Raw genomic sequence first — 23,953 nt, 5'->3', positions numbered from 1 at the left:
CGTCTCCCTTCCGGCCGTCGCGGACCGGTCAGTCGTTCCCGCCGTCGCGCCAGACGTTGTCGGCCGGCGTCCGCTCGAACGCCGGCCAGGCGTCGATCAGCGTGAACGGCGCCGCCGGGGCGACCGTCGTCGGCACCGGGCCGATGCGCCGCCGGTCGCCGCTGTCGTCGAAGCGCTGCGTCACGTGGACGGCCCCGGCCGACGGCTCCCAGCCGCCGTCGCGCCAGAGCCAGCGCTGGCCGCCGATGTCGAGCGTCCGCTCCGCCCGCGCGACCAGGATGTCCGACGACGCCGGCGGGCCGAGCAACGCCTCGGCGGTGCCGGCGCCGACCGCCTCGGCCAGGGCATCGGCCAGCCGCGCGCCGGCTCGCAACCTGGCGACCACCGCGTCGACCGCACCGACCGCGTCGGCCAGCCCGACGGACTCGACCCACCCGACCGTGGCCAGCGGGGTGTACTCCCGCACCCACGGCGCGTCGCCGGCCGCCGCAACCGCGACGGCGGGCGCGTCGAGCGCGCCCAGCGCCTCGATGACCTGGTCGCTGGCCCGCGCCTGCAGCGCGAGCCACGCGTCGAGCCCGTCCTCCCGCCGGACGCACTCCAGACCGACCCAGCCGGGGACGCCGACCCGCAGCCAGTCCTCTCCGGGCTCCTTCCGCAGGTCGGCGGCGTCCGCCAACGCGCGCGCGGCCAGCGCGGCCGCGATGGTCGCGCGGCGCCGCCAACGGCCGAACGCCTCGCCGGCGATGTCCCATCCCTCGTGCTCGGGGAGCCAGAGCAGGTCGCCGTAGAGCGCGGTCCCGCCGTGTTCGCGCGGGGCCTGCAGCACCGTGCCGATCGCCGGCGCTCGTCCGAGCGTCGCGGCTACGCAGTCGCGCATCGCCGTCGCGTCGTCGAGGACGCCGTCCGCGTCGCGCGCGCGCTGCGGCCCGTGGAGCGCGGCCACGCCGCCGCGGCGGGTCTCGACCGGCGCGCCCGGCCACCAGGCCGCGGCGAAGTCGAACGGCCCGTCGGTCCGGCCCGTCGCGGCGATCCGGGCGCCGCCGGGGCGCTCCGCACCTGGATCCGCGCTGGCGAAGGTCACCCTCCAGCGCCAGTCGCCGGCCGGCGCCACGCCCGCCGCCGGCGCCAGTGCGCCCGCGGCGGCATCGCCGGGAACGGGAGCCAGGCCGTGGGCCGCCCGTTCCCGAGGCGCCCGCACCAGCCGATCGGGGTCGTGGCCGAGCGTCGGCAGCAGGTCGGCCGCGCGCAGCCATACGCCGGAGGGGTGCAACCACGGAGTCTCGCCCTCGGCGGACCATCCCTCGCCGCGGGCGACGACCTCCAGTTCCACGGTGCAGCCTTCCGCCGCCAAACCGCATGCGTCGAGCGGCAGCGCGAAGTGGTCGAATGCCACCGTCACCGCTGCCTCCCGGCCGTTCACGGCGGCACGGCGGATCTCGGCGCCGTCGGGCAACGAACCGTGCAGCGTTCCGGAGAGCGCCCGGACGCCGTCGAGCCGCCAGCGCGCGGTCGCAAGACGCTCGACGGGATCGATCACGATGTTCGCTGCGCCGCCGGTCATCGAGATGGGTGACGCCGCGGTCCACCAGCGCGCCTCCCAGGCGGCGTCGTCCGCGATCGCCGTCGCGGCCGACTCGTAGCCGCCCAATGTCACGAGCTGCTCGTGCAGCTCACGATGGATCCCGATGGCGACCGCGAGGGCGGCCGCCGCCAGCGCGCCGGCCCCGCCGGCGCACCTGCGCATGCCCGTACGCCAGCGGAGAGGCACGGTGAGCGCCGTCCCGCGCGGCCACGCGAGCCATGCCAGCGCGACGATCGCGGCGGCGACGGCCAGCTTGAACAGGTCGGCGGTCAGCACGTAGTCGAGCCACGGCGCCCACCCGGAGAACTCCGACAGCGTGGCGCTCGGCGGTACGCCGATCTCCGCCGGCGGGTAGCTGGTGACGCCCAGCTCGTGGTTGACGACGATGAAGAACGCGCAGATGACGCCTGCCGCGTGCGCCGCCCCCGCGTGACGGATGAGGGCGTGGGCCAGCAGCACCAGCGCGCACAGCTCCAGCAGCGCCGGCGCGAGCCGCAACCCGAAGTAGAGGAACGGATCGGACAGGCTGAAGGCGTCGGGGACCGCGAGGAGCGTCACGACCCACACCGCGGGCACCGGCGTCAGGGCGAACACGACGGTGACCGCGGCCGCCGCGAGAGCGCGGCCCCCCACCCGGCTGCCCAGGGGCGCGGGGGCGGCGTCGGCGATCTCGCCGTAGCCGGGGCGGTCGTCCCGCCGCGCCATGACGCCCACGAACGCGGCCACCATGAACACGATCACGAGGTAGAAGAACTCGATCAGCATCGGCTCGATGAGATCGGGACGGGGGAGGAGGGGGCCGTCGGCGTGCAGGATGATGTGAACGAACGAGCCGCCCACGCCCATCGCGGCCAGGATGAGCAGCGCGAGCGGCGTTCCCCACCCGCGGAACGCCAGGGCGAAGTGCCAGACCGCCTCGCTCCACGTGGCGCCGAGCCACGACGGCTGCCGCGGGACGCCGAGCGGCGGGCCGTCGAAATCGGCCGGCTCCGCGCTCGTTTCGTCCGCGGCGTCCGGCCCCCGCACCGCGGGCGCCCCCTCCAGCGTCAGCCGTTCACGCTCCACCCGGGGCAGCACGAGGCCGAGCAGCAGCAGCGGCGGGAGCATCCAGAACAGGCGGTTGGCCACCAGCGGCGGCGTGATCTGCACGACGCCCACCGCCTTCTCGCGCGGCGTCCAGAGGTTGGACTGCTCCTCCACCTCGGCGAACGCGGACGGGTCGAGGAGCGACGCGATCGCCGGGTTCGCGTCGCCGCCGCGCACCACGACCATGGCGATCATCCAGATCAGCATCAGCGCCGCCGCGCAGGCGAACGGCCCCGCCACCCCTCTCGTCCGGATTGCCGCACACAGGAACAGGGCGCCGAGTCCGGCCGCCGACGGCAGGGTCAGGATCAGCAGCGCGTGGCCGATGGCGAAGATCGGCTGCGGTCCGACCGTGTCGGGAGGAAACAGGCCGAGCGCACCCAGGGGGGGAACCAGGAGGAACCCGATTCCGGTCGCGAGCGACAGCACGCAGGCAAGGCCCACCGCGCCGAGGTAGCGGCCGGCGAGCAGGGCGGGCAGCGACACCGGGGCCGACAGCACCAGCTCGTGCAGGCCGGCCGTCCGGTCGCGCGCCACGACCTGCCCGAACAGCCAGGCCCAGACGAAGAGGAGCCAGATCGCCTGCCCGGCCATCATCAGGTAGACGAGGTGCGGGCTGTTGCGGGGCACGTCGGTCGCCCCCATGTCGCGCAGGTAGTCCGCGTTCAGCAGCACCAGCATCAGGTAGGCGATCAGTCCCGGAAACGCGATGGGGATGAGCGGCCCCCGGCAGCCGGCGCGAAACTCGTGCCAGGCTTCCGCGGCGACGAAACGCAGCGCCTTCATACTGTCCTGCTCCTCGTCCTTCAGCGTCGCGAGCGTCCGTCAGTTGTCCCCATCGCCGCGCCAGACATTATCGGCCGGCGTCCGCTCGAACGACGGCCAGGCATCCATCAGCGTGAACGGCGCGTCGGGGTCGGCAGTCGTCGGCACCGGGCCGATGCGCCGCCGGCCGCCGCTGCCGTCGTCGAAGCGCTGCGTCACGTGGATGGCGGCGGCCAGCGGCTCCCAGCCGCCGTCGCGCCAGCGCCAGCGCCGGCCGGCGACGTTCAGGGTCCGCTCGTCCCGCGCGACGAGGACGTCTGAAGAGGCGGGCGCTCCCAGAAGCGCCTCGGCCATGTCCGCGCCGGCCGCGCCGACAAGGGCCGAGGCGAGCGTCCGGCCCGCGCGCACCCCCGCGACCACCGCGCGGACGACACCGGCCGCCTGCCCGGGTCCGAGCGTCTCGACCCACCCGGCGGTGGCCAGCGGGGTGTACTCCTGCACCCACGTCGTATCCCCTGCCGCCGCGACACTTGCGGCGGGGGCGCCGAGGGCGCCGAACGCTTCGGACACGCGACTGCCGGAGCGGGTCAGCAGGGCCAACGAGGCGTCGATGCCGTGCTCGCGGCGGACGCATTCCAGGCCGACCCAGCCGGGGACGCCGACCCGCAGCCACTCCGCCCCCGGCTCCTTGCGAAGGCCCGACTCTGTCGTGACATGGGCTCTTGCGATGGCGGCGGCGATGGTCGCCCGCCGATTCCATCCGCCGAAACCGGCGCCGGCGATGTCCCACCCGGCGTCTTCCGGCAGCCACAGCAGGTCGCCGTGGAGCGCCGTCTCTCCCCGCTCGCGGGGCGCCTGCACCACCGCGGCGATCCGGGGGGCCGCGCCCAGCACCGCCGTGACGCAGGCGCGCATCTGCGACACGTCGGTGAGGACGCCGCCGGCATCGCGCGTGCGAGTCGGTCCGTGCAGGGCGGCGAGGCCGCCACGGCGTGTCTCGAGCGGCGCGTCCGGCCACCACACGGCGGCGAAGTCGAGCGGGCCCTGCGTGCGGCCTTCCGTGGCGGTCGCCGAACCGGCGTTTTCGCTCCCGTTCCCGTGGCCGCCCGCGAAGCTCACCGTCCAGCGCCAGTCGCCCGCCGGGGCGACGCCCGAAGCGGGGGCGAGCGCCGCCGGGGCGGCGGCGGCGGCGGCGGCCGCCAGCCCGTGGTCGCGGCGTTCCGGCGGCGCGCGGAGCACGCGGTCGGCGTCGTGGCCGAGCGTCGGCAGCAGGTCGGCGGCCCGGAGCCACACGCCGGAAGGGTGCAGCCAGGGGGTCTCTCCCTCGGCCGACCAGCCTTCGCCTCGCACCTCCACTTCCAGCTCGACCGTGCAGCCCTGCGCGCCGGCGGGCTCGGCGTCGGACACCGCCGCCCGGGTTTCCGCGCCGCATTCTCCGAGGGGCACCGAGAAGTGGTCGAACGCCACGGTCACCTGCGCCTCCCGGCCGTCGAGTGTGGCGCGCGGGTCGGCGGCACCGTGCGGGAGCGACCCGTGCAGCGTGGCCAACGCCGAGCGGACGCCGTCGAGCCGCCAGCGCGCGGTCGCCCGCCGCGCGGCGGGGTCGACGACGACGTGCGCTTCCCCGCCGGTCAGCGTGAAGGGCGCGGCATCCGCCCACCAGCGTGCTTCCCAGGCGGCGTCGTCCGCCGTCTCGGCCGTCGCGGACCGGTAGCCCCCCAGCGTCACGAGTTGCTCGTGCAGCACGCCGTGGACCCCTGCGGCCAGCACGACGGCGACCGCCGCCAGCGCGCCGGCCGCGCCGGCGAACCTCCGCATGCCCGCGCGCAGGCGGAGCGGAGCGGTGAGCGCGGTGCCCCGCGGCCACGCGATCCACGCCAGCGCCACGATCGCGGCGGCCAGGGCCACCTTGAACAGGTTGGCGGTCACCACGTAGCCCAGCCACGGTGCCCACCCGGTGAACTCGGACAGGGCGACGTGCGGCGGTACGCCGACGTTGGCCGGCGGGTAGGAGACCACCTCGATCTCGTGGTTGAGCACCATCGCGAACGCGCAGATCATCGCGACGGCGTGCGCGGTCCCCGCATGGCGCAGCAGCGCGTGGGCCAGCAGGACCACGGCGCACAGCTCGAGCAGGGAGGGCGCGAAGGCGACGCCGAAGTAGACCAGCGGGTCGAGCAGGCTGAAGGAGTCCGGGACCGCGAGGGCCGGCACGATCCAGACGGCGACGACGGGGGTCAGGGTGAAGACGATGGTGAGCGCCGCCGCCGCGAGCGATCTCCCCGCCACGCGGGTCCCGAGCGGCGCCGGCGTCGCATCGGCGATCTCGCCGTAGCCCGGGCGGTCGTCCCGGCGCACCATGACGCCGACGAAAGCGGCCACGATGAAGACGAGCATCAGGTAGTACATCTCGCCCATCAGGGGCTGGATCAGATCGGGCCGCGGAACCAGGGGGCCGTCGGCGTGCATGACGATATGGACGAAGGAGCTGCCGACGCCCATGACGGCGATCAGCCCCACCGCGAGCAGGGTGCCCCATCCCCGGAAGGCCAGCGAGAAATGCCAGACCGCCTCGTCCCACGTGGCCCGCACCCAGGACGGCCGCGCGGGGATGCCGGGCAGGGCGGCCGAACGGGCGGACTCGACCTCCGGGTCGGTGGCGGCGCGATCCGGCTTCGACGCCGCGGGCGCCGGTTCCAGGGCCAGGCGTTCCCGGCCGAGCCGCTGCAGCACGAATGCCAGCAGCAGCAGCGGCGGGACCGTCCAGATCACGCGGTTGACGACGAGCGGCGTCGTCATCTCGATGACGCCCGTTCTCTTCTCCTGCGGCGTCCAGAGATCGGTCTGCTCCTCGACCTCGGAGAACCCCGACGCATCGAGGAGTGTTGCGACCGCAGGGTTGGCGTCGCCGCCCCGCAGTATCACTATCGCCACCATCCAGACCAGCATCAACGCGGCCGCGACCGCGAACGGCCCGGCCATGCCCCGCGCCCGGATCGCGGCGCACAGGAGCAGCGCGCCGAGGCCGAAGGTCGAAGGAACGACGAAGACGAGCAGCGCGTGGCCCATCGCGAAGTACGGCTGCGGCCCCACCGCGTCGGGAGGAACCACGCCGAGCGCGCCGAGCAGGGGGACCAGCAGGAACGCGAGCACCATCGACAACGCGAGCACGCAGCCCGTCGCCACCGCGCCCAGGTAGCGGCCCGCGAGCAGCGCCGGCAGCGAGACCGGGGCCGACAGCACCACCTCGTGCAGCCTTGCGTTCCGGTCGCGCACGACGATCTGCCCGAAGAGCCAGGCCCAGACGAAGAGCACCCACATCGCCTGCCCCGCTATCATCAGGTAGACGAGTTGCGGACTGTTGCGCTGGACGTCGATCGAACCATATTCGCGCAGGTACTCCGCGTTCGTCAGCACCAGCATTATGTAGGCGATGATGCCCAGGAACACGATGGGGATGAGCGGGCCCCGGCAACCGGCCCGGAACTCGTACCACGCCTCCGCGGCCACGAAACGAAGCGTTCTCACGCCCCTGCCTCCTCGTTGCGGGCGCCCGGTCGGGTCGGTTCGTCAGTCATCGCCGCCGCCGCGCCAGACGTTGTCGGCCGGCGTCCGCTCGAACGACGGCCAGGCGTCGATCAGGGTGAAGGGATCGCCCGGGTCGACGGTCGTCGGCACCGGGCCAAGCCGCTCCCGGCCGCCGTCGTCGTCGAAGCGCCGGGTCACGTGAATGGTCGCGGCGACCGGCTCCCAGCCGCCGTCCCGCCAAGTCCAGCGCTGCCCGGCGACGTCGAGGGTCCGCTCCGCCTCGGCGACGAGGACGTCCGACGCCGCCGGCGGCCCGAGCAGCGCCTCGGCGGCGCCGTCGCCGACCGCGGCGCCCAGGGCGCCGGCCAGGGGCGCGCCGTCGCGCACGCGCGCCACCACCTCGCCGACCGCGGCCGCGGCGCCGGCGGAACCCACCGCCTCGCCCCAGCCGACCGTCGCCAGCGGCGTGTAGTGCCGCACCCATGGCACGTCGCCGGCCGCCGCGACGCCGACGGCGGGCGCCTCGAGCGCCGCAAACGCCTCGACCACCCGGTCGCTGGCGCGCTCCTGCAGCGCCAGCCAGGCCGCGACGCCGTCCTCGCGCCGGACACACTCGAGGCCGATCCAGCCAGGGACGCCGACCCGCAGCCAGTCCTCCCCGGGCTCCTTCCGCAGGCCGGCGGCGTCCGCGAGCTGGCGCGAGGCCAGGGCCGCGGCGATCGTCGCGCGGCGCTGCCAGCGGCCGAAGCCCTCGCCCGAGATGTCCCATCCCTCGTGCTCGGGCAGCCAGAGCAGGTCGCCGTAGAGCGCCGTCTCCCCGCGCTCGCGCGGCGCCTGAAGCACCGCGCCCACCGCCGGCGCGCGGCCCAGGGTCGCGGCGACGCAGGCGCGCATGGCCGCCAGGTCGTCGAGGACGCCGTCCGCGTCGCGCGTCCGCTCGGGTCCGTGCAGGGCGACCACGCCGTCCCGGCGGGTCTCGACCGGGGCGCCCGGCCACCAGGCGGCGGCGAAGTCCAGCGGCCCGGCGGTGCGGCCCGACGTCGCGGTCCGGGTCCCCGCGGGGCGGCTCGCGCCGCCGCTCTCGGCGGCGAAGGTCAGCGACCAGCGCCAGTCGCCCGCCGGCGCCACCCCGGCCGCCGCCGCCAGCGCCCCGGCGGGCGCTTCGCCGGGGACGGGGTCCAGGCCGTGGGCCCGCCGTTCGGCGGGCGCCCGCACCAAGCGGTCGGGGTCGTGCCCGAGCGACGGCAGCACGTCGGCGGCGCGGAGCCAGGCGCCCGAGGGGTGCAGCCAGGGAATCTCTCCCTCGGCCGACCAGCCCTCGCTGCGGACGGCCACCTCCAGCTCCACGGTGCAGCCCTGGGCTGGAGAACCGGGCGGCTCGGGGCCCGGCGCCGGCGCGCCGGTGGCGGTTTCTGCCGCCTCCCCGGCGGCCGTCGCGGGACCGGCGGAACCGGGCGCTTCGAGGCCCGGCGTCGACGGCGCCTGCGGGCCGGTGGCGGGTCCCGCGCTCTCCCCCGTCGCGGGACCGCAGGCGTCGAGCGGCAGCGCGAAGTGGTCGAACGCGACGGTGGCCGCGGCTTCCCGGCCGTTCACGGCGGCGCCCCTGATCTCGGCGCCGTCCGGCAGCGAGCCGTGCAGCGTTCCCGACCACGAACGGACGCCTTCGATCTGCCAGCGCGAGACGGCGCGGCGCCCGGCCGGGTCGATCTCGACGGCCGCCTCGCCGCCGGTCACCGCGAAGGGCGCCGCCTCGGCCCACCAGCGGCCCTCCCACGCGGCGTCACCGGCGATCGCCGCCGCCGAGGTCTCGTAGCCGCCGGTCACGAGCTGCCGGTGCAGCACGCGGTGCGTCCCGAGGGCCAGCAGGACGGCGGCCGCGGCCAGCACGCCAGCGCCGCCGGCGAGCCTCGCCGCGCCGGCCCGCCAGCGGAGGGCCGCGGTGAGCGCGGTGCCGCGGGGCCGGGCGACCCACGCCAGCGCGACGACGGCGGCGGCGACGGCGAGCTTGAAGAGGTCGGCGGTCAGCACGTGCCCCAGCCAGGGCGCCCACCCGGTGAACTCCGACAGGGTCACCTGCGGCGGGATGCCGACCAGCGCCGGCGGATAGGTGGTGACGCCCACCTCGCTGTTGATGACCACGACGAACGCACAGATGATGCCGACCGCGTGCGCCGCCCCCGCGTGGCGGACCAGCGCGTGGGCCAGCAGCACCAGCGCGCACAGCTCGAGCAGCGACGGCGCGAGCACGAGGCCGAACGAGAGCAGCGGATCGAGCAGGCTGAACGCCTCCGGGACCGCGAGCAGGGACAGGATCCAGACCGACAGCGCCGGCGCCACCGAGAACAGGACGGTGACCGCGGCGGCGGCGAGGCTCAGGCCCGCCACGCGGCTGCCGAGGGGGGCCGGGGTGGCGTCGGCGATCTCGCCGTAGCCGGGGCGGTCGTCCCGGCGGGCCATGACGCCGACGAACCCGGCCACCATGAACACGATCGACAGGTAGAAGAACTCGATGATCGTCGGCCCGATCAGGGCCGGCCGGGCCAGGAACGGGCCGTCGGCGTGCATGACGATGTTGACGAAGGTCCCCGCCGCCCCCGCGACCACGAGTATGAACAGCGCGAGCGGCGTGCCCCATCCGCGAAGCGCGAGGCGGAGGTGCCAGGCCGTCTCGTTCCAGGCGGCCCGCACCCACGACGGCGCCGTGGGGACCCCGAGCGGCGCGCCGGAAACGCCGGATGCGGCGGCCGCCGGGGCGGCGGCGCCCTCCCGCCCCGCCGCCGCCGGGGCCGATTCCACCGCGAGGGGCTCGCGCCTGACGCGCCGGAGGACCACCGCGAGCAGGATGAGCGGCGGAACGCTCCACAGGACGCGGTTGGCGACGAGGAGCGGGGTCAGCTCGAGGACGCCGACCGCCTTCTCCCGCGGTGTCCACTGGTGGACGGTCTGCTCCTCGACCTCGGAGAACCCGGACGGATCGATGAACGTGGCGAGCGCGGGGTTGGCGTCGCCGCCCCGCAGCAGGACCATCGCCACCATCCAGACGAGCATGACGACCGTCGCCACCGCGAACGGCCCCGCGAGCCCCCGGGTCCGGATGGCCGCGCACAGGAACAGGGCGCCGGACCCGGCCGCCGACGGCAAGGACAGCACCAGCAGCGAGTGGCCGATCGCGAAGAACGGCTGCGGGCCGACCGCCTCGGGGGGCACGAGGCCGACGGCGCCGAGGAGGGGGACGGTCAGGAAGCCGACGCCGGTGGCCAGGACCAGCAGGCAGGCGACGACCAGCACCCCGAGGTAGCGGCCGACGAGCAGCGCGGGCAGCGAGATCGGGGCCGACAGCACCACCTCGTGCAGGCGGGCCGTCCGGTCGCGCAGCACCGCCTGCCCGAAGAGCCAGGCCCAGGCGAAGAGCAGCCAGACCGCCTGTCCGCACAGCATCAGGTAGACCACGTGCGGGCTGTTGCGCGGCACGTTGGTGCCGCCCATGGCGCGCATGTAGTCGGCGTTCAGCACCACCAGCACGACGTAGCCGATGAGGGCGGGGAACACGATGGGGATGAGCGGCCCCCGGCAGGCGGCGCGCATCTCGTGCCACGCTTCCGCGGCGATGAAGCGCAGCGTCGTCACGCGGCAGCCTCTTCGTCCTTCACGCCGGCGCGGGCGATCGCCGCGTGGTAGACGTCCTCGAGCCGCGGCGCGTGGGGCGCCCAGACCTCCCCCGGGGTCGAGGCCGCCTCGACGACGACCAGCGAGCCCGCCGGGGTCGCCGAAACGTGCAGCACGGCGTCCGGCAGCGGCTCGTCGCGCGGCACCACGCGCGACCAGAGGCGGCCTTCGAGCGGCGCGATCAGGGCGGCCGGCGTTCCCTCGGCGACGATTCGCCCGTCCGCGAGGATGGACAGCCGTTCGCACAGGCTCTCGATGTCGTCGACGATATGGGTCGACAGCAGCACGATGTTGTCGGCGGCGATGTCGGCCAGCACGCGGTGGAAGCGGCTGCGCTCCGCCGGATCGAGACCGGCGGTCGGCTCGTCGACGATGAGCAGGCGTGGACTGCCGGCCAGGGCGAGCGCGATGCCGAACCGGCGCAGCATGCCCCCGGAGTAGGTGGCGACGGCGCGATCCGCGTCCTCGCGGAGATTCACTCGCTCGAGGAGCTGCGCGACCTCGCGGCGGCGCTCGGCCTTGTCGGTCCGGCCCTTCAGCCAAGCGAACCGATCGAGGAGCTGACGTCCGGTGACGGTCGGGTAGGTGCCGATGTGCTGCGGCAGGTAGCCCAGCCGCCGCCGCACGTAGTCGGGGTCGGCGAGCGTGTCGACCCCGTCCAGCGTGATCGTTCCGCTGTCGGGCTGCTGCAGCGTGGCCAGGGTCCGCATCAGGGTGCTCTTGCCGGCTCCGTTCGGACCGAGCAGGCCGTAGAGCCCGGGGGCGACGGTCAGGTCGACCGCGTCGAGGGCGCGGATCCCGCCCGGGTACGTCTTGGTGAGCTTCGTGACCTGCAGGCCTTCATTGGCATTGTTCATCGCGTGCTCCATTTCACTGGCCATTCCGGAGATGGCCGTCGATAGTCGGTCCAGGAGATGGCCCTCGATCGGTGCCGACACCGCTGGTGTCCAGCGGTGCGCCTGGACGGCGGACCGGCCGCCGGGCCGTCAGCCAGAGGCAGAAGGCGCCCGGAGCGGCCAGGCAGAGCGCCCCCGTGACGTCCCAGGACCCGTCCGCCACGAGTGCGCAGACCAATCCGAAGCTGATACCGGCGCCCAGGGCGGTCGGCCAGGCCCAGAGGAACAGGCGGGACGACAGCGGCTCGTTGCCGACGTAGAACAGGATGTAGTGGTCAAGGCTCGAGAGCTCCGTTCCCGGATAGACGGCGAACAGGAGCGACCTGCCGGGCCGGGCCTCCAGGCCGACGTCGTCCGCCATAAGCCCCTGCATCTCCGCGATCTGACAGTACTGGATCATCGGAAAGCTCGCTATTGGCAGCAGGTCAGCGCCGCTTCGCGGCTACCAGCCGAAGTCGACTCCGATGCCGACCGTGCGCGGATCGCTCACGCGGCCGTAGGCGCCGGGCAGGCCGAACGCCGTTCCATCGAAGAGGCCCAGCTCGTACTCGTCGTCCAGCAGGTTCGTGCCCCAGGCGTAGATCGACCAGCCCTCGGCGAACCGGTAGCCGAACCGGCCGGACAGCAGGTTGCGGCTCGACAGCCGCGTGATGTCGGGCGCGAAGATCTCGGTGTAGGCCGTGTCGGTGAAGCTGAACGTGCTGCTCGCGAACGGGCCGGCCGCCGGTTGCCAGCCGACACCCAGCGACGTGTTCCAGCCGGGCGAGTTCGGGAACCTTCTGCCCGACAGGTCCACGCCGTCGAGAACGAAGTCCCTGAACTCCGAGTCGTTGAGGCCCAGCGACGCGAAGACCTGCAGGTCGCGGCTGACGTAGAGCTCGGATTCCACCTCGAACCCCTGCAGGCGCGATTGGCCGACGTTGGCGATGAACTGATCGAACTGCGGGAACCCGCCCGGCGGCGTGTAGGGAACCTGCTGATCGAACCAGTCGATGCTGAAGACGTTGGCGTTCAGGGTGATCCGACCGTCCGCGCTGCGGTGGCGCAGGAAGAACTCGTAGTTGTTGGTGTACTCCTCGCCGTACGACTCCGCCTGCCCGAGAAAGACCGCGAACGCGATGCCGCCGGCCTGGAAGCCGCGTGCGAACGAGGCGCCGATCGACGTGTCGGGCGTGATGCTGTACGAGAGCGACGCGGACGGGATCAACTGGTCGAAGGTCTCCTCTCCGGTCAGCTCGCTGACGAAGCCGTTGTTGTCCGCGAAGTTGTCGGTCCCGCGGGTCTCGCGGTTGAGCCGCAGGCCGGCGGTGGCGAGCAGGCGGTCGCTGATGGTCCACTCGGCGCGGCCGAAGACGGCGAACTGATCCACTTGCTCGTTCAGGTCCGTGCGGGAGTTGAACGGCGCGACGCCGCCCATGCCGTCCGGGAAGATGCCGACGCCGCTGAAACCGGAGCCGTAGTCGCCCTGCGAGACGAACAGGCCGGCAATTGCGTCGACCGAGTCGCCGCCGTACGTGGCGCGCACCTCCTGGCTCGCGACGGTGTCCTTGCCGAAGGAATCGACGTTGAGGAAATCGAACTCCGACAGGTCGCCGTCGAAGCGCTGCGCCAGATCGAACGCGCTGTAGCCGGTCACCGAGGTGAGCGACCAGCGGTCCGTCAGCGCGGCCGACGCCTCCAGGTTCACCAGGTCGAAGGTGAACGGATACTCGTCGAGGCGGCTGTAGTTCTGCTGCCGATCGAACAACTCCGCGCCGGTCCGGGGGTTTGGGCCGACGAGGGCGAACGGATTGGAATCGGAGTCGTTGTGCAGCCAGGTCAGGTCGACGTTCACCCGGTCGTCGGCGCGCGGCCGCAGGCCGAGCTGCAGGCGGACGGTCTGCTCGTCGGTCCGCTGCACGTCGTCGACGTCGTGGACCACGTTGGTGACGGCGCCGTTCCCCTGGCGGTTCTCGTAGGTGACCCGCGCCGCGAGAACGTCGTCGACGAGCTCGACGTTCTGCATGATAGAGGTGCGCAGCGTGCCGTACCCGCCCCCTTCGAAGCGGACCCGGCCCGCGTAGCCGTCGAAAGCCGGTTTGTTGTAGTTGATCAGCACCGAGCCGATCAGCGAGTTGGGCCCCTGCAACGTCGACTGCGGGCCGCGCAGGATCTCCACCGAAGCGACGTCGAAGAGCGACGGCTTCAGGTAGTCGCCCGACTTCGGGCTGAGAGCGGTCTGGTTGAGCAGCACGGAAGCAAGCGCGTTGGCGGCGGAGAACGACCCGGTGAGGCCCGCGTTGTTGACGCCGCGGATGCTGTAGGCCCCGAATCCCGCGGTGCCGGTGAACGCGTTGGCGGTTCGGTCGAAGGCGTCCTCGACCGTGAAGATGGCGTCGGACTCGAGCCGCTCGGCGCTCAGATACGCTACGCTCGTGCCGAACTCCTGCCGCCCGGTGTCGAGCTTGCTGCCGACGACGGTCACGTCCTCGGAAAAGCTGGCGAACTGCAGCACGGCGTCCAGCGTGACGCTGTCCGCATCCGCCACCGTGACGCCGTCCCGGAGCGCCGTCTCGAAGCTGGGCAGCGAGAACGAGACCGAGTAGTCGCCGGCCGGCAAGCCGTCGATGGAATACTGCCCTTCGCCGTCGGTGACCGCCACGCGCGGGCCGTCCGCGAGGGTCGGGCCGGCGGCCTCGACGGTCACGCCCGGCAGGACGCCGCCGGTCTGGTCGGCCACCGTGCCGGTGATGGCCGCATCCTGCGCGAGCGCCGGCAGCGGCAGGCCCAGCAGGCAGGCGAATGTCAGGGTTCCCGGTTTCGTCATGACGTCGTCTCTCCGTTGGGCGCGTCACGACGCCGTCCCCGGGATTGGGGGGCCAGGATGTCGTCACGCGTGCTCTGTGTGCCCGATGATCCAGGGGGATCGGGCGCGTGACCGCGCTCGCCCGCTCTGCCAGAGCGAAGCGAGCGTTACCTTCGCGTACTTCTATTCACTCGAGGCCAAGGTCTCCGTCCGTCCAGTGCTTCAGACGCCGGAAGCCGCGTCCGCGTTTCGTTCGACGGTCGCCAGGTTCAGCCGATACAACGACGCCTGTCGCCGCAGCAGGAACGGGACGTACCGCATTGTCAGGCGCAGCATGAGCGGCAGCCGGTCCACCAGGTCGCGGTCGGCGTCGAAGAACGTCTTCGACGCGGCGAGCCGCAGGTTCGCGCCCCACGACTCGATCTCGCGCGGGTCGTCGCACTTCCAGCGGAACCAGCTCGCCCGCGTGAGGTGGCGCATGGCATCGTGTTTGTACTGGGTGTCGACCGCCCGGGCCGCCATCGAGTCGAAGGCGATGCGGGCGCCGGGAAACCGCCTGGCGATGTTGACGATGGCGCGCTGCGCGTCGGGCGCGTCGAGGTAGATCAGCACCGCCTCGGCCACGAACATCCATGGGCCGCCGGTCGCCGCCACCGCGTCCATCCACGCGTCGTCGAGGACCGACGCGTCGACCATCGTGCGGCGCGGCTCGTCTTCGAAGAAGCGGCGCCGGAGGGCCATGGTGTCGGGCAGATCGAGGTCGAACCAGCGCACGCGGCCGTTGTCGACGCGGTCGAATCGGGTATCGAGGCCGCAGCCGATCTCGACGACGGTGCCCTCGGGATGCGCGGCCAGGAAGCCCTCGACGTAGCCGTCGAACATGCGCGCGCGCAGCACCGCGCCCTTGAGGCTGCGCGTGCCCTCCCACTTCGTGAAGTCGTAGTCGAGCCGGCGCACGATCTCGCACGCCCGTTCGTCCCGCAGCAGCCCGTTCGGCCGCTCGGTTTCCCTGGCGCGGGAGAGCAGGGGGATCAGGAGGGTCTCCTGCACGGGGCCGAGATCCACCTTGACGGGATTCGTCACTTCAGCCTCTCCGTGAAACGCTCGCGGTCCCGGCCCGCCCCGGTTGATGTTCGGCCTCTGCGGGAGTCCCAAGCGTCTCATTCTCACCTAGAACGGGCAGCCCCGGCCTCGACGGGGAAACCGCGGGCGCCGAGTCGAACTCGTTCCCTTGCAGGGCGCCCAGGTCAGGCATCCCGGCGCACCGTCGGACGAACCGTGGAACAATGGATCGCGAGCCGCATGCGCCCCACCATCCACAACCACGCTGTCTCGGTGCTGGCGATAGCGATCCACCTCCTGCTCTGTCCCTGCGCCGCCGCGGCACAGGCCGACGCCGACGGCGAGCAGAAAGCCACCCGGCCGGCGGCCGAGCCGGATCGGGAAACCCCGCAACCCGGCGACGACCCCCTCAGCTTTCTCGACGCGGTCACCGTCACCGCGACCCTTCGGCCGGCGCCGGTGCAGGACATTCCCGGCATGGTCTCGGTCATCGACGACGAGACGATCCAGGAGCGCCTCGTGCAGGACTTCGCCGACCTCGTCAAGTACGAGCCGGGAGTCTACGTCGAGAACAACGTGACCCGGCTCGGCCTCAACGGCTTCAACATCCGCGGCATCGGCGGCAACCGGGTCCTGACGCAGGTCGACGGCGTGCAGACCGCCGAGCAGTTCGCCTTCGGCCCCTTCAGCATCCACCAGGCGGGACTCGACGTCGATGTCCTGAAGTCGGTGGAGATCGTGCGCAGCGCCAACTCGGCGCTCTACGGCAGCGACGCCCTCGGCGGCGTGGTGTCGCTCTTCACGAAGGACCCGGCGGACTACCTGCGCGGGCGCCGCTTTCACCTCGGCGCCAAGACCACCTGGGACGGCCGCGCCAACGAGACGAGCGGCCAGCTCGCGCTCGCCGCGGGAACCGATCGAATGCAGGGATCGCTCTTCGCCAGCGTCCGGCGCGGCCACGAAATCGACAATCAGGGCGTCGTGACCACGACCGACGACACCCGCACGGCGCCGAACCCGCAGGACATCGCCGGCTCGCAACTCCTGGCCAAGCTGGTCGTGACGCCTTCCCCCGGCAACATGCTGCGGGCGGCGGCCGAGGTCTACGACACGCGCGCCGAGACGGAGTGGTTCTCGGACCGGGCGCGCATCGCGCTGGGCAGCCTGCGCTACGACACCCTGGACTCGGATGCGGTCGACACGCAGGACCGCCTGCGGGTGTCGCTGGACCACACGCTCGCCGGCCGGCGTCTCGACCACCTCTCCTGGCGCGTGCACGGCCACGCGAACGATACGTCGCAGGTCATCGACCGCGAGCGCCTGACGTTCATCGACGGTGCGCTGGCCCCGACCCAGCGCCACGGCACCCTCGACTACGAGCAGGCCGGTTACGGCGGCTCCCTGCAGGTCCGGCACCGGCTGCCCGGCCCGCGCGACGGCGTGCTGCTGACGGCCGGCGGCAGCTACACGGCGGACGACTTCGACATCCTGCGCGACCGCACCGAGACCTTCGCCGGCGACGGGACGCCGGTCCCGACGGACCTCGTCTTCCCCACGAAGTACTTTCCGCGAAGCGCCGTCGGCGAAGCCGGCGCGTACGTCCAGGCCGAATTCCTGCTCGGCCGGGTCACGCTGGTGCCGGGGCTGCGGTACGACCGCTACACGCTCGACGCGGACCAGCAGGATCCAATCTACCTCGCCGGCCACAACCCCGAGGCGGCCGATTTCGCCGACGCCGCGCTCTCGCCCAAGGTCGGCGCCGCCGTGCGGCTGAACGACGCGCTGACGGTGCATGGGCAGTACGCCGCCGGATTCCGGGCGCCGCCGTACAGCGCCGTCAACACCGGCTTCACGAGTCTGCGCGGCGGCTACACGACGTTGCCCAACACCGGGCTGCGCGCCGAACGCAGCGACAATATCGAGCTCGGCGTGCGGGCCGACCTCGATCGGGCGAGTCTGGCCGCAACCGTGTTCTCGAACTGGTACGACGGCTTCATCGAGCTCAAGTCCCTCGGCGAGAACCCGGGCACCCGGCTGCTCGAGTTCCGGAGCGAGAATCTCGAAGCGGCGAGAATCCGCGGCCTCGAGGTGCGCGCCGAGGCCCACCTGAGCGACAGCCTCACGCTGCGCGGCAGCTACGCCCGGATCGAGGGCGTCGAGGTGCTCCAGGACGCCGCCACCCCGGCGCTCGCCGAATCGACGCCGCTCGGCTCCGTCGCCCCCAACGAAGGCGTGGCGGGCCTGCGTTACGCGCGCCCCTCGGGCCGCTGGGGCCAGGAGCTGTCCGTGCGGCTGGTCGAGTCCGCCGCCGGACGTCACGACGACGACTTCTTCGAGCCCGACGGCTACGCCGTGGTCGACCTGGTGGGCTTCGTCTCGTTGGCCGAATCGCTCAGGCTGCGGTTCGGCCTGCTCAACCTGACGGACGCGAAGTACTTCGAGTGGTGGAACGTACGGGGCCGGCTGGCGAACGACCCGGTGATCGATCGCTACTCCAGCCCCGGGCTCAGCGTCGTCGGCTCCCTCGGCTACGACTGGTGACCGCGGCCGAGCCGCACCGCGACCGCTGCGTTCGCGTTCGGCGACGACTGTCGGGCCAGCAGCCTGCGCCATAGAAACGGCGTAGACTGCTGGTCAGGCCCGGTTGGGCGGCAATCGGAGCCGGAGGCGACGATTGTCGGGCTACAGGCTGAACCGCACCTCGCCCACGACGGTGCGCCGCAGGATGTCGCCGAAGACGTGCTGCTGGATGCTCTGGTTGAACAGGTTCGTCACCTTGACGAGCGTCGTGATCGCGCCGCCGTTCCACTTCACCCCGAAGCTGCCGTTCACCATCGTGTAGCTGTCCGAGTAGCCGTGATACTCCGGCGTGAGCACGTCCGACCAGAGCGCGGCGGTCGCGGCGCTCACCGACAGGTTGCCGAGGAACCGCGATCCGTCCAGGGACGCGCCGACGTTGACCCGGTGGGTCGGGGGCAGGGTGAGCTCGGTCGGCAGGTTCGGGTTGTCGGACGCCAGGATCTCCGGATCGTCCTGCCACGAGTAGTTGAACCAGGCAGACATCGATCGCGAGAACCGGTGGTCCACCCACATCTCGGCGCCGACCTGCTGCGTCGGCCCCAGGTTGACGTAGGTGTACGCCGTCTGCGGCAGAAAGGCCCCGACCACCGCCATGAACGACAGGGCCTGCGGCGGAAGCAGCCACCCCGGCGGCGGGTTCCGCGCCGTGTAGGGGTCGGCGTCGATCGGCAGCGAGACGAGGTTGATCGTGTCGTCCCGCCGGTTCAGGTAGGCCGCGGCTCCGGCCGTCGTTCGCCGCCCGAACGTGCCCGTGTAGCTCAGCTCGTAGGCGGTGAGCGACTCCTCCGTGAGCCCGACACGCGCCGTGTCGCCCACGGGCACGTCGCTGCCGGCCACGCGGACCACCAGCGGAAACGGCTGTGCGGTGGTCTGGTCGAGCTGCTGCTCGAGCTGCCGCAGCGCGCCCGGCGCCGCCGCCGGCGGCAGGCTCGGCGGCAGCAGCAACGGCAGGAACGGCCGGAACACCGCGAGCCCGCTCAGATCGACCGGCTGGACGACCTGCATGTCCAGGAAGTTCTCGATCATCGACGGCGAGCGGAACGCCCGGTTGTAGGAAAGCGTCACCGAGTGATCGACGCCCGGCTTCATCATGAACGATACGCGGGGCGAGAACACCGGCCTGGCCAGGTTGCCGAACTTGTCGACCCGCCCGCCGAGGACGAGGCGGAAGCGGTCGAAGAAGATCTCGTCCTGCAGGTAGGCGGCGAGCTCGAGGCGGTCGTTCGCGTCCGGGCCGATGGTGAGGTCGAAGGTATTACGGCGCACGTTGCCGCCGTAGGTCAGGTAGTTCCGCTGGCCGACGAACGTCGAGTGGCCGATCTCCGCATCGACGGTCTCGGACTTGAACCCGAGCTGGACCGGCCGCCCCGTGTTCGGGTCCGGCAGCAGGAGATTCGGCGCGCCGCCGTTGAGGATGTTCGTGAACACCTGCGCCCGCAGGTCGCCCCGCTCGTACCCCACCTTGGCGTAGCCCATGTACGACCCGCGCTGGACGTCGAACGGGCCCACCCCGGTGTGCACCAGCCCCTCGGTCCCGGCAACGCCGCCCGAGTAGGAGATCCGGCCGTCCGACAGGTCCTGGTCCACCCGCACGTCGAACTTCGGCTGGCTCGTGCCCCGGTTGGCGAAGGCCCCGCCGAACGTGTCGTCGCGGTCCTCCGGATACAACGCACCGCCCACCGTGGCTCCCGGCACCCGCGGATCCTCGATGACCGGAATCCGCCCCGTCGGACGCGGGAAGGCATCGGACCGGAAGTAGCCGGCGCTGATGCGGTAGGCCAGCCGGTCGGTGGGCGCCCGCGTGACCGTCGCGTTCGTGCCGAACATCGAGCCGACGCCCTGACCCACCGTCGAGCCCGCGTCCCGGTCGATCCACCCGCCGCTCATCGTCACCGTCGTCCCGACCGACTGCCGCGGCGGCTTCGTGATGATGTTGACGGCCCCGGTCATGGCGTTGGCGCCCCAGGTCGCGGACGCCGGTCCGCGCACCACCTCGATCTGCTCGATGTCGCCCTGGTTGGCGGGCAGCAGATCCCACATGACCAGGCCGAAGAAATCCAGGTAGAGGCTGCGGCCGTCCATCAGCACGAGCTGCGAGTTGGTCACCGTCCCGGTGGACTGCCGGCTGGTGACCTGGACGTCGCGCGCCGAGAGCTGGATCACGTTGACGCCGGGCACCGAGCGGAGGACGTCGCCGACGTTCGAGCTCGCCGTCGTCGCCAGCGACTCGCTCGTGACGACCGACGTCGTGACCGGCGCATCCACCACCCGGACCTCGGTCCGCGACGCGGTGACGACCACCGTGTCGCCGAAGCTCGCCAGCGCCAGGGTGACGGGGGGCAGCTCGACGGCGGTGTCCGTGACGACGACGTCTTCCACCGTCGCGTCCGAGAAGCCGCTCAGCGCCACCGTCAAGGCGTAGTCACCGGCGGCGACCCCGGCGAAGGCGTACTCCCCGTCGCCGTCGGACTGGGTGACCCGGGTGCCCTCCGGGCCGCTCAGGGAGACCGTCGCGCCCGGCAGCACGGCGCCGGTCTCGTCGCGGACGCCGCCGCTGACTCCACCGGGCTGCGCGACCGCCTCGCCCAACCCCGCCATCAGTACCAGCAGACTAATCGCGACAACACGTTGCGTCACTCGCCGCCCCCCCCAAGTCTGTCGTTCGCACCGCGCATCGGTCGATTTTAGCAGCAGGGATGCCGTATGAGATTGCGTCTCAGTTGCAGAAAAGGTAGGATCCGCCCGTGCTGCCGACCCCGGTCGACACGCCGTCGCGGCCTCCGCTCCGACCGGGCGGCTTCGTGTGCGCGTGCCTGCAAATCACGGAGCGGCAGTTGCTGGACACCCTGTCCGACAAGCCGGACTGCTCGCTCCGCGACCTGCGCCGCACCCTGGGGGCCGGTGACGGCTGCACCGCCTGCCACGACGTGCTGCAACAGTACCTGGACGCCGGCGGCCGATACCCGGATCGCGGCGATCAGCCGTCGTGTCCGCCCATCTGCTCCGCCAGGTAGTTCTGGATCCCCACCTTGTCGATGCGGAAGAGCTGCGTCTCCAGCCAGTCGACGTGCTCCTCCGATTCGGTGAGGATCGGCGCCACCAGCTCGCGTGTCCCGTTGTCGCCGAGCTTGACGCTCAGCTCCACGAGCTCGTTGTAGAACGCGACGCCCTTCATCTCGAGCTTGAGATCGTTCTCGAACTGCTCCTGCACGTCGGTCCCGACCCGGATGACGTCGTAGCGTGCGATCTCGGGCGTCCCCTCCAGGAACAGGATGCGCTCGATCAGCTTCTCGGCGTGCTTCATCTCGCCGATGGACTCCTCGCGGTGCTTCTGCGCCAGATCGTGGAAGCCCCAGTCGGCGCACATCTTCGACTGGCAGAAGTACTGGTTGATCGCCGTGAGCTCTATCGTGAGCGCGCTGTTGAGTCCGGTGAGGATCTCGGATTGCCCCTTCATGGTTCTCCTCCTTGACGTCGTCGTGCGGAAGCCCGCACTTTCTTCAACGCTACTACCCGGTCCCGCGCAAGGGTGAGAATGCGACTCAGTCGCGCAAGAACGCGGGGGGCGTCCTGGGGGATACTCTCTGCCGATGTCACCGCTGGATGGAATCCGCGTAGTCGATCTCAGCCGGGTCGTGGCCGGCCCGTTCTGCACCATGACCCTGGCCGACATGGGAGCCGATGTCGTCAAGCTCGAGGAGCCGGGGCGCGGCGACGAGTCGCGCGCCTTCGGCCCGCCTTTCCACGGCGGCGAGTCGCCCTACTTCCTGTCGATCAACCGCAACAAGCGAAGCTGCACGATCGACCTCAAGCACGAGCAGGGCAAGGCCATTCTGCGGCGGTTGCTGGACGGGGCCGACGTACTCGTGGAGAACTTCCGGCCCGGCGCCCTGGCGCGGCTCGGCTTCGGCTACGACACCGTCTCGGCCGCGCATCCGCGGCTGGTCTACTGCTCGATCTCGGGCTTCGGCGACAGCGGTCCCGACGCCACGCGGCCCGGCTACGACCTGATCGTCCAGGGGGAGGCGGGCCTGATGGACGTCACCGGAGAGGCGGACGGCCCGCCGACGCGCGTCGGCACCTCGATCGCCGATCTCGCTTCGGGCCTGATGGCCGCCCAGGGCATCCTGCTGGCTCTGTACGCGCGGCGGACGACCGGCCGCGGGCAGCACGTGCGGGTGGCGATGCTCGACGCCGTCGCGTCACTGTTGACCTACAACACCGGCATCTACTTCGCTTCCGGCGAGAGCCCGACCCGGCGCGGCAACGACCATCCTTCCGTGGCGCCGTACCAGACGCTGCGCGCGGCCGACGGCTGGATGAACCTCGGTATTGCGAACGACTCGCTCTGGAAACGCTACTGTGACGCCGTCGAGCGCCCCGACCTGCGGGACGACCCGCGCTTCGCGACCGCCCCGGCCCGCGTCGAGCACCGCGAGGCGCTGATCCCGATCATCGAAGCGCTGACCGCGGCGCGGACCGTGCAGGAGTGGATGGATCTGCTCGGCGCGGCCGGCGTCCCCTGCGGCCGCATCCGCAACGTGGCGGAGGTCTGCACCAATCCGCAACTCGTCGAGCGCGGCAAGGTCGTGGAGCGCCCGCACCCGACGGCCGGCACCGTGCAGATGATCGGTCAGCCGATAGAGCTCAGCGCTACGCCGGCCCGCATCGAGACGGCGCCGCCCCTGCTCGGCGAGCACACCGACGCCGTGCTGCGCGAGGCGGGCTACTCGGCAGCGGAGATCGAGAGACTCCGGGCCGGCGGCGCGGTCTAGCCCGACAATCGTCGCCGAACGCGACCGCTGCGGTCGCGCTGCGGCATCCGATTGCCGCCCAACCGGGCCTGACTAGAAGTCTACGCCGTTCTACGGCGCAGACTCCTAGCCGCCGGCCCGGAAACATCAGTGCATCCGCGCGACGTGCTCGCGCAGCAGGTCCCGCCCGAGATCGCCGTCGAAGTCCCGGTACGCCGCGTGGATGTGGTTCGGGTCCTCCTGGGTGTTGTCGAACTCGATGAGGAACTCCTGCCCCTGCACGCGGTAGTAGGCCACCTTGCCCCGCTCAGTCGGACCGGCCCACGCGAACCGGATATCGTCGATGCCGCCGGCCAGGATCGCGGCCCGGCGCAGCGCCGCGATGTCGTCGGCCATGATTCCCACGTACGACTCGATCACGGCCATGAGCAGGTCCTGCTGCCCGGCAGTCAAGGCCGACGCCGGAATCCCGATCGGGTCGAGCGGATCCACGACCAGGTCGGCGCCCGTCACGACGTTGGTCGGGGCGACGTCGTCGAAGATCGCGACCTCACGCTGATCCGCGTTGAGCGAGGCCAGCAGTGCGCGGGCCGTGTCCTCCTGCTCCTTCATCGCCCGCATGCCGCGGCGCGGCCCGGACGGCACGGTCGCCGGGTTCGCGCCCAGGAAGGTGGGCGTGCTCACCGTGATCTCCCCGTCCACGATCGTGTAGTGCAGGGAGAGGTGATGGCCTTCCCAGCGCCAACCCCACGTGCCGCCAGCCTCGGGCGTCCCGAACACCGAGACCCAGTACTCGTCCTGACTGCGTGCGAAGCGGCGTCCCTCGCCCTCCACCAGGACCCCCAGGATCCCCTCGACCTCCATGATCTGCTGCGCCGTCAGGTAGCCGCCGTAGCTCAGGCCGGAGCGCAGCAGATCGAGTGCGTGCACCCGTTGCTCGAAGTCCATGTCGGCGTAAACCATGCCGTGACGCTCGAACACTTCCGGCGGGATGAAGTGGTGCCGCGACCGCTCATCGGAATCGAACGCGAAGGTCGCCCTGTCCGCCTGCTCGTCGGAGAGCGACGCGAGCAGCGCTCGGGCCGCCCCGGCCATCTCGTCCACCGCACGCGCGTGCTGAAAGGTCTCGATGGCGCTGCTGCCGCACAGTCCGACAACGACCACCGCCACGACTATCCTGGCTGTCCGCAAGATTCTCTCCGCCTGCATGATGCGCACCTCCTGACGTGCGTTCCGCTGATTCTCT

13 protein-coding genes are annotated in these 23,953 nt (G+C 72.1%); 3 read left to right on the top strand and 10 right to left on the bottom strand.

Annotated elements, in window-relative coordinates:
• Nucleotides 1-28 precede the first annotated feature (28 nt).
• The 7 genes from F4X11_21400 to F4X11_21370 all read right to left on the bottom strand — a co-directional run bounded on the left by F4X11_21400 (nucleotide 29) and on the right by F4X11_21370 (nucleotide 15,475).
• Nucleotides 29-3,457 (bottom strand): ABC transporter permease, encoded by a 3,429-nt coding sequence (locus F4X11_21400; GenBank protein ID MYN67549.1) that lies wholly within the window; start codon nucleotides 3,455-3,457, stop codon nucleotides 29-31.
• A gap of 39 nt (nucleotides 3,458-3,496) precedes the next feature.
• On the bottom strand, nucleotides 3,497-6,964 hold the full coding sequence (locus F4X11_21395) for an ABC transporter permease (protein MYN67548.1): 3,468 nt from the start codon (nucleotides 6,962-6,964) through the stop codon (nucleotides 3,497-3,499).
• Between the two features lie 42 nt (nucleotides 6,965-7,006).
• Complete coding sequence (locus F4X11_21390; GenBank protein MYN67547.1) at nucleotides 7,007-10,591, bottom strand: ABC transporter permease; 3,585 nt, start codon at nucleotides 10,589-10,591, stop codon at nucleotides 7,007-7,009.
• The gene (locus F4X11_21385; GenBank protein ID MYN67546.1) at nucleotides 10,588-11,487 is read right to left on the bottom strand and encodes an ABC transporter ATP-binding protein; all 900 of its coding nucleotides are present in this window, start codon (nucleotides 11,485-11,487) and stop codon (nucleotides 10,588-10,590) included. Before F4X11_21385 ends, F4X11_21390 begins: the two co-directional genes overlap by 4 nt.
• 13 nt (nucleotides 11,488-11,500) lie before the next feature.
• Nucleotides 11,501-11,926 carry a hypothetical protein gene (locus F4X11_21380; GenBank protein ID MYN67545.1) on the bottom strand — a complete coding sequence of 142 codons (426 nt, stop codon included), beginning with the start codon at nucleotides 11,924-11,926 and terminating at the stop codon, nucleotides 11,501-11,503.
• Nucleotides 11,927-11,968: 42 nt separating this feature from the next.
• Nucleotides 11,969-14,332, bottom strand: a complete 2,364-nt coding sequence (locus F4X11_21375; GenBank protein ID MYN67544.1) for a TonB-dependent receptor — start codon at nucleotides 14,330-14,332, stop codon at nucleotides 11,969-11,971.
• Between the two features lie 201 nt (nucleotides 14,333-14,533).
• Nucleotides 14,534-15,475: a class I SAM-dependent methyltransferase gene (locus F4X11_21370; GenBank protein ID MYN67543.1), complete on the bottom strand. Its 942-nt coding sequence runs from the start codon at nucleotides 15,473-15,475 to the stop codon at nucleotides 14,534-14,536.
• Nucleotides 15,476-15,613: 138 nt separating this feature from the next.
• On the opposite strand from F4X11_21370, the gene F4X11_21365 reads away from it, so the two are divergent.
• Complete coding sequence (locus tag F4X11_21365; protein MYN67542.1) at nucleotides 15,614-17,914, top strand: TonB-dependent hemoglobin/transferrin/lactoferrin family receptor; 2,301 nt, start codon at nucleotides 15,614-15,616, stop codon at nucleotides 17,912-17,914.
• 141 nt (nucleotides 17,915-18,055) lie between these two features.
• Here F4X11_21365 and F4X11_21360 read toward each other — a convergent pair whose 3' ends face one another.
• The gene (locus tag F4X11_21360) at nucleotides 18,056-20,590 is read right to left on the bottom strand and encodes a TonB-dependent receptor (GenBank protein ID MYN67541.1); all 2,535 of its coding nucleotides are present in this window, start codon (nucleotides 20,588-20,590) and stop codon (nucleotides 18,056-18,058) included.
• Nucleotides 20,591-20,697: 107 nt separating this feature from the next.
• Between F4X11_21360 and F4X11_21355 the strand changes: the two genes are divergently transcribed.
• Nucleotides 20,698-20,967 carry a (2Fe-2S)-binding protein gene (locus tag F4X11_21355; GenBank protein ID MYN67540.1) on the top strand — a complete coding sequence of 90 codons (270 nt, stop codon included), beginning with the start codon at nucleotides 20,698-20,700 and terminating at the stop codon, nucleotides 20,965-20,967.
• Here F4X11_21355 and bfr read toward each other — a convergent pair.
• The gene (gene bfr, locus F4X11_21350; GenBank protein ID MYN67539.1) at nucleotides 20,931-21,410 is read right to left on the bottom strand and encodes a bacterioferritin; all 480 of its coding nucleotides are present in this window, start codon (nucleotides 21,408-21,410) and stop codon (nucleotides 20,931-20,933) included. The genes F4X11_21355 and bfr overlap by 37 nt on opposite strands.
• Before the next feature lie 133 nt (nucleotides 21,411-21,543).
• Between bfr and F4X11_21345 the strand changes: the two genes are divergently transcribed.
• A complete protein-coding gene (locus F4X11_21345; GenBank protein ID MYN67538.1) occupies nucleotides 21,544-22,728 on the top strand; it encodes a CoA transferase in 1,185 nt (394 codons plus the stop codon).
• 126 nt (nucleotides 22,729-22,854) lie between these two features.
• Here F4X11_21345 and F4X11_21340 read toward each other — a convergent pair whose 3' ends face one another.
• On the bottom strand, nucleotides 22,855-23,916 hold the full coding sequence (locus tag F4X11_21340) for a DUF3500 domain-containing protein (GenBank protein MYN67537.1): 1,062 nt from the start codon (nucleotides 23,914-23,916) through the stop codon (nucleotides 22,855-22,857).
• Nucleotides 23,917-23,953: the final 37 nt, after the last annotated feature.

Source organism: Acidobacteriota bacterium (assembly GCA_009861545.1).
Lineage (GTDB): Bacteria > Acidobacteriota > Vicinamibacteria > Vicinamibacterales > UBA8438 > WTFV01.
This window is presented reverse-complemented; position numbering and strand designations above follow the sequence as displayed.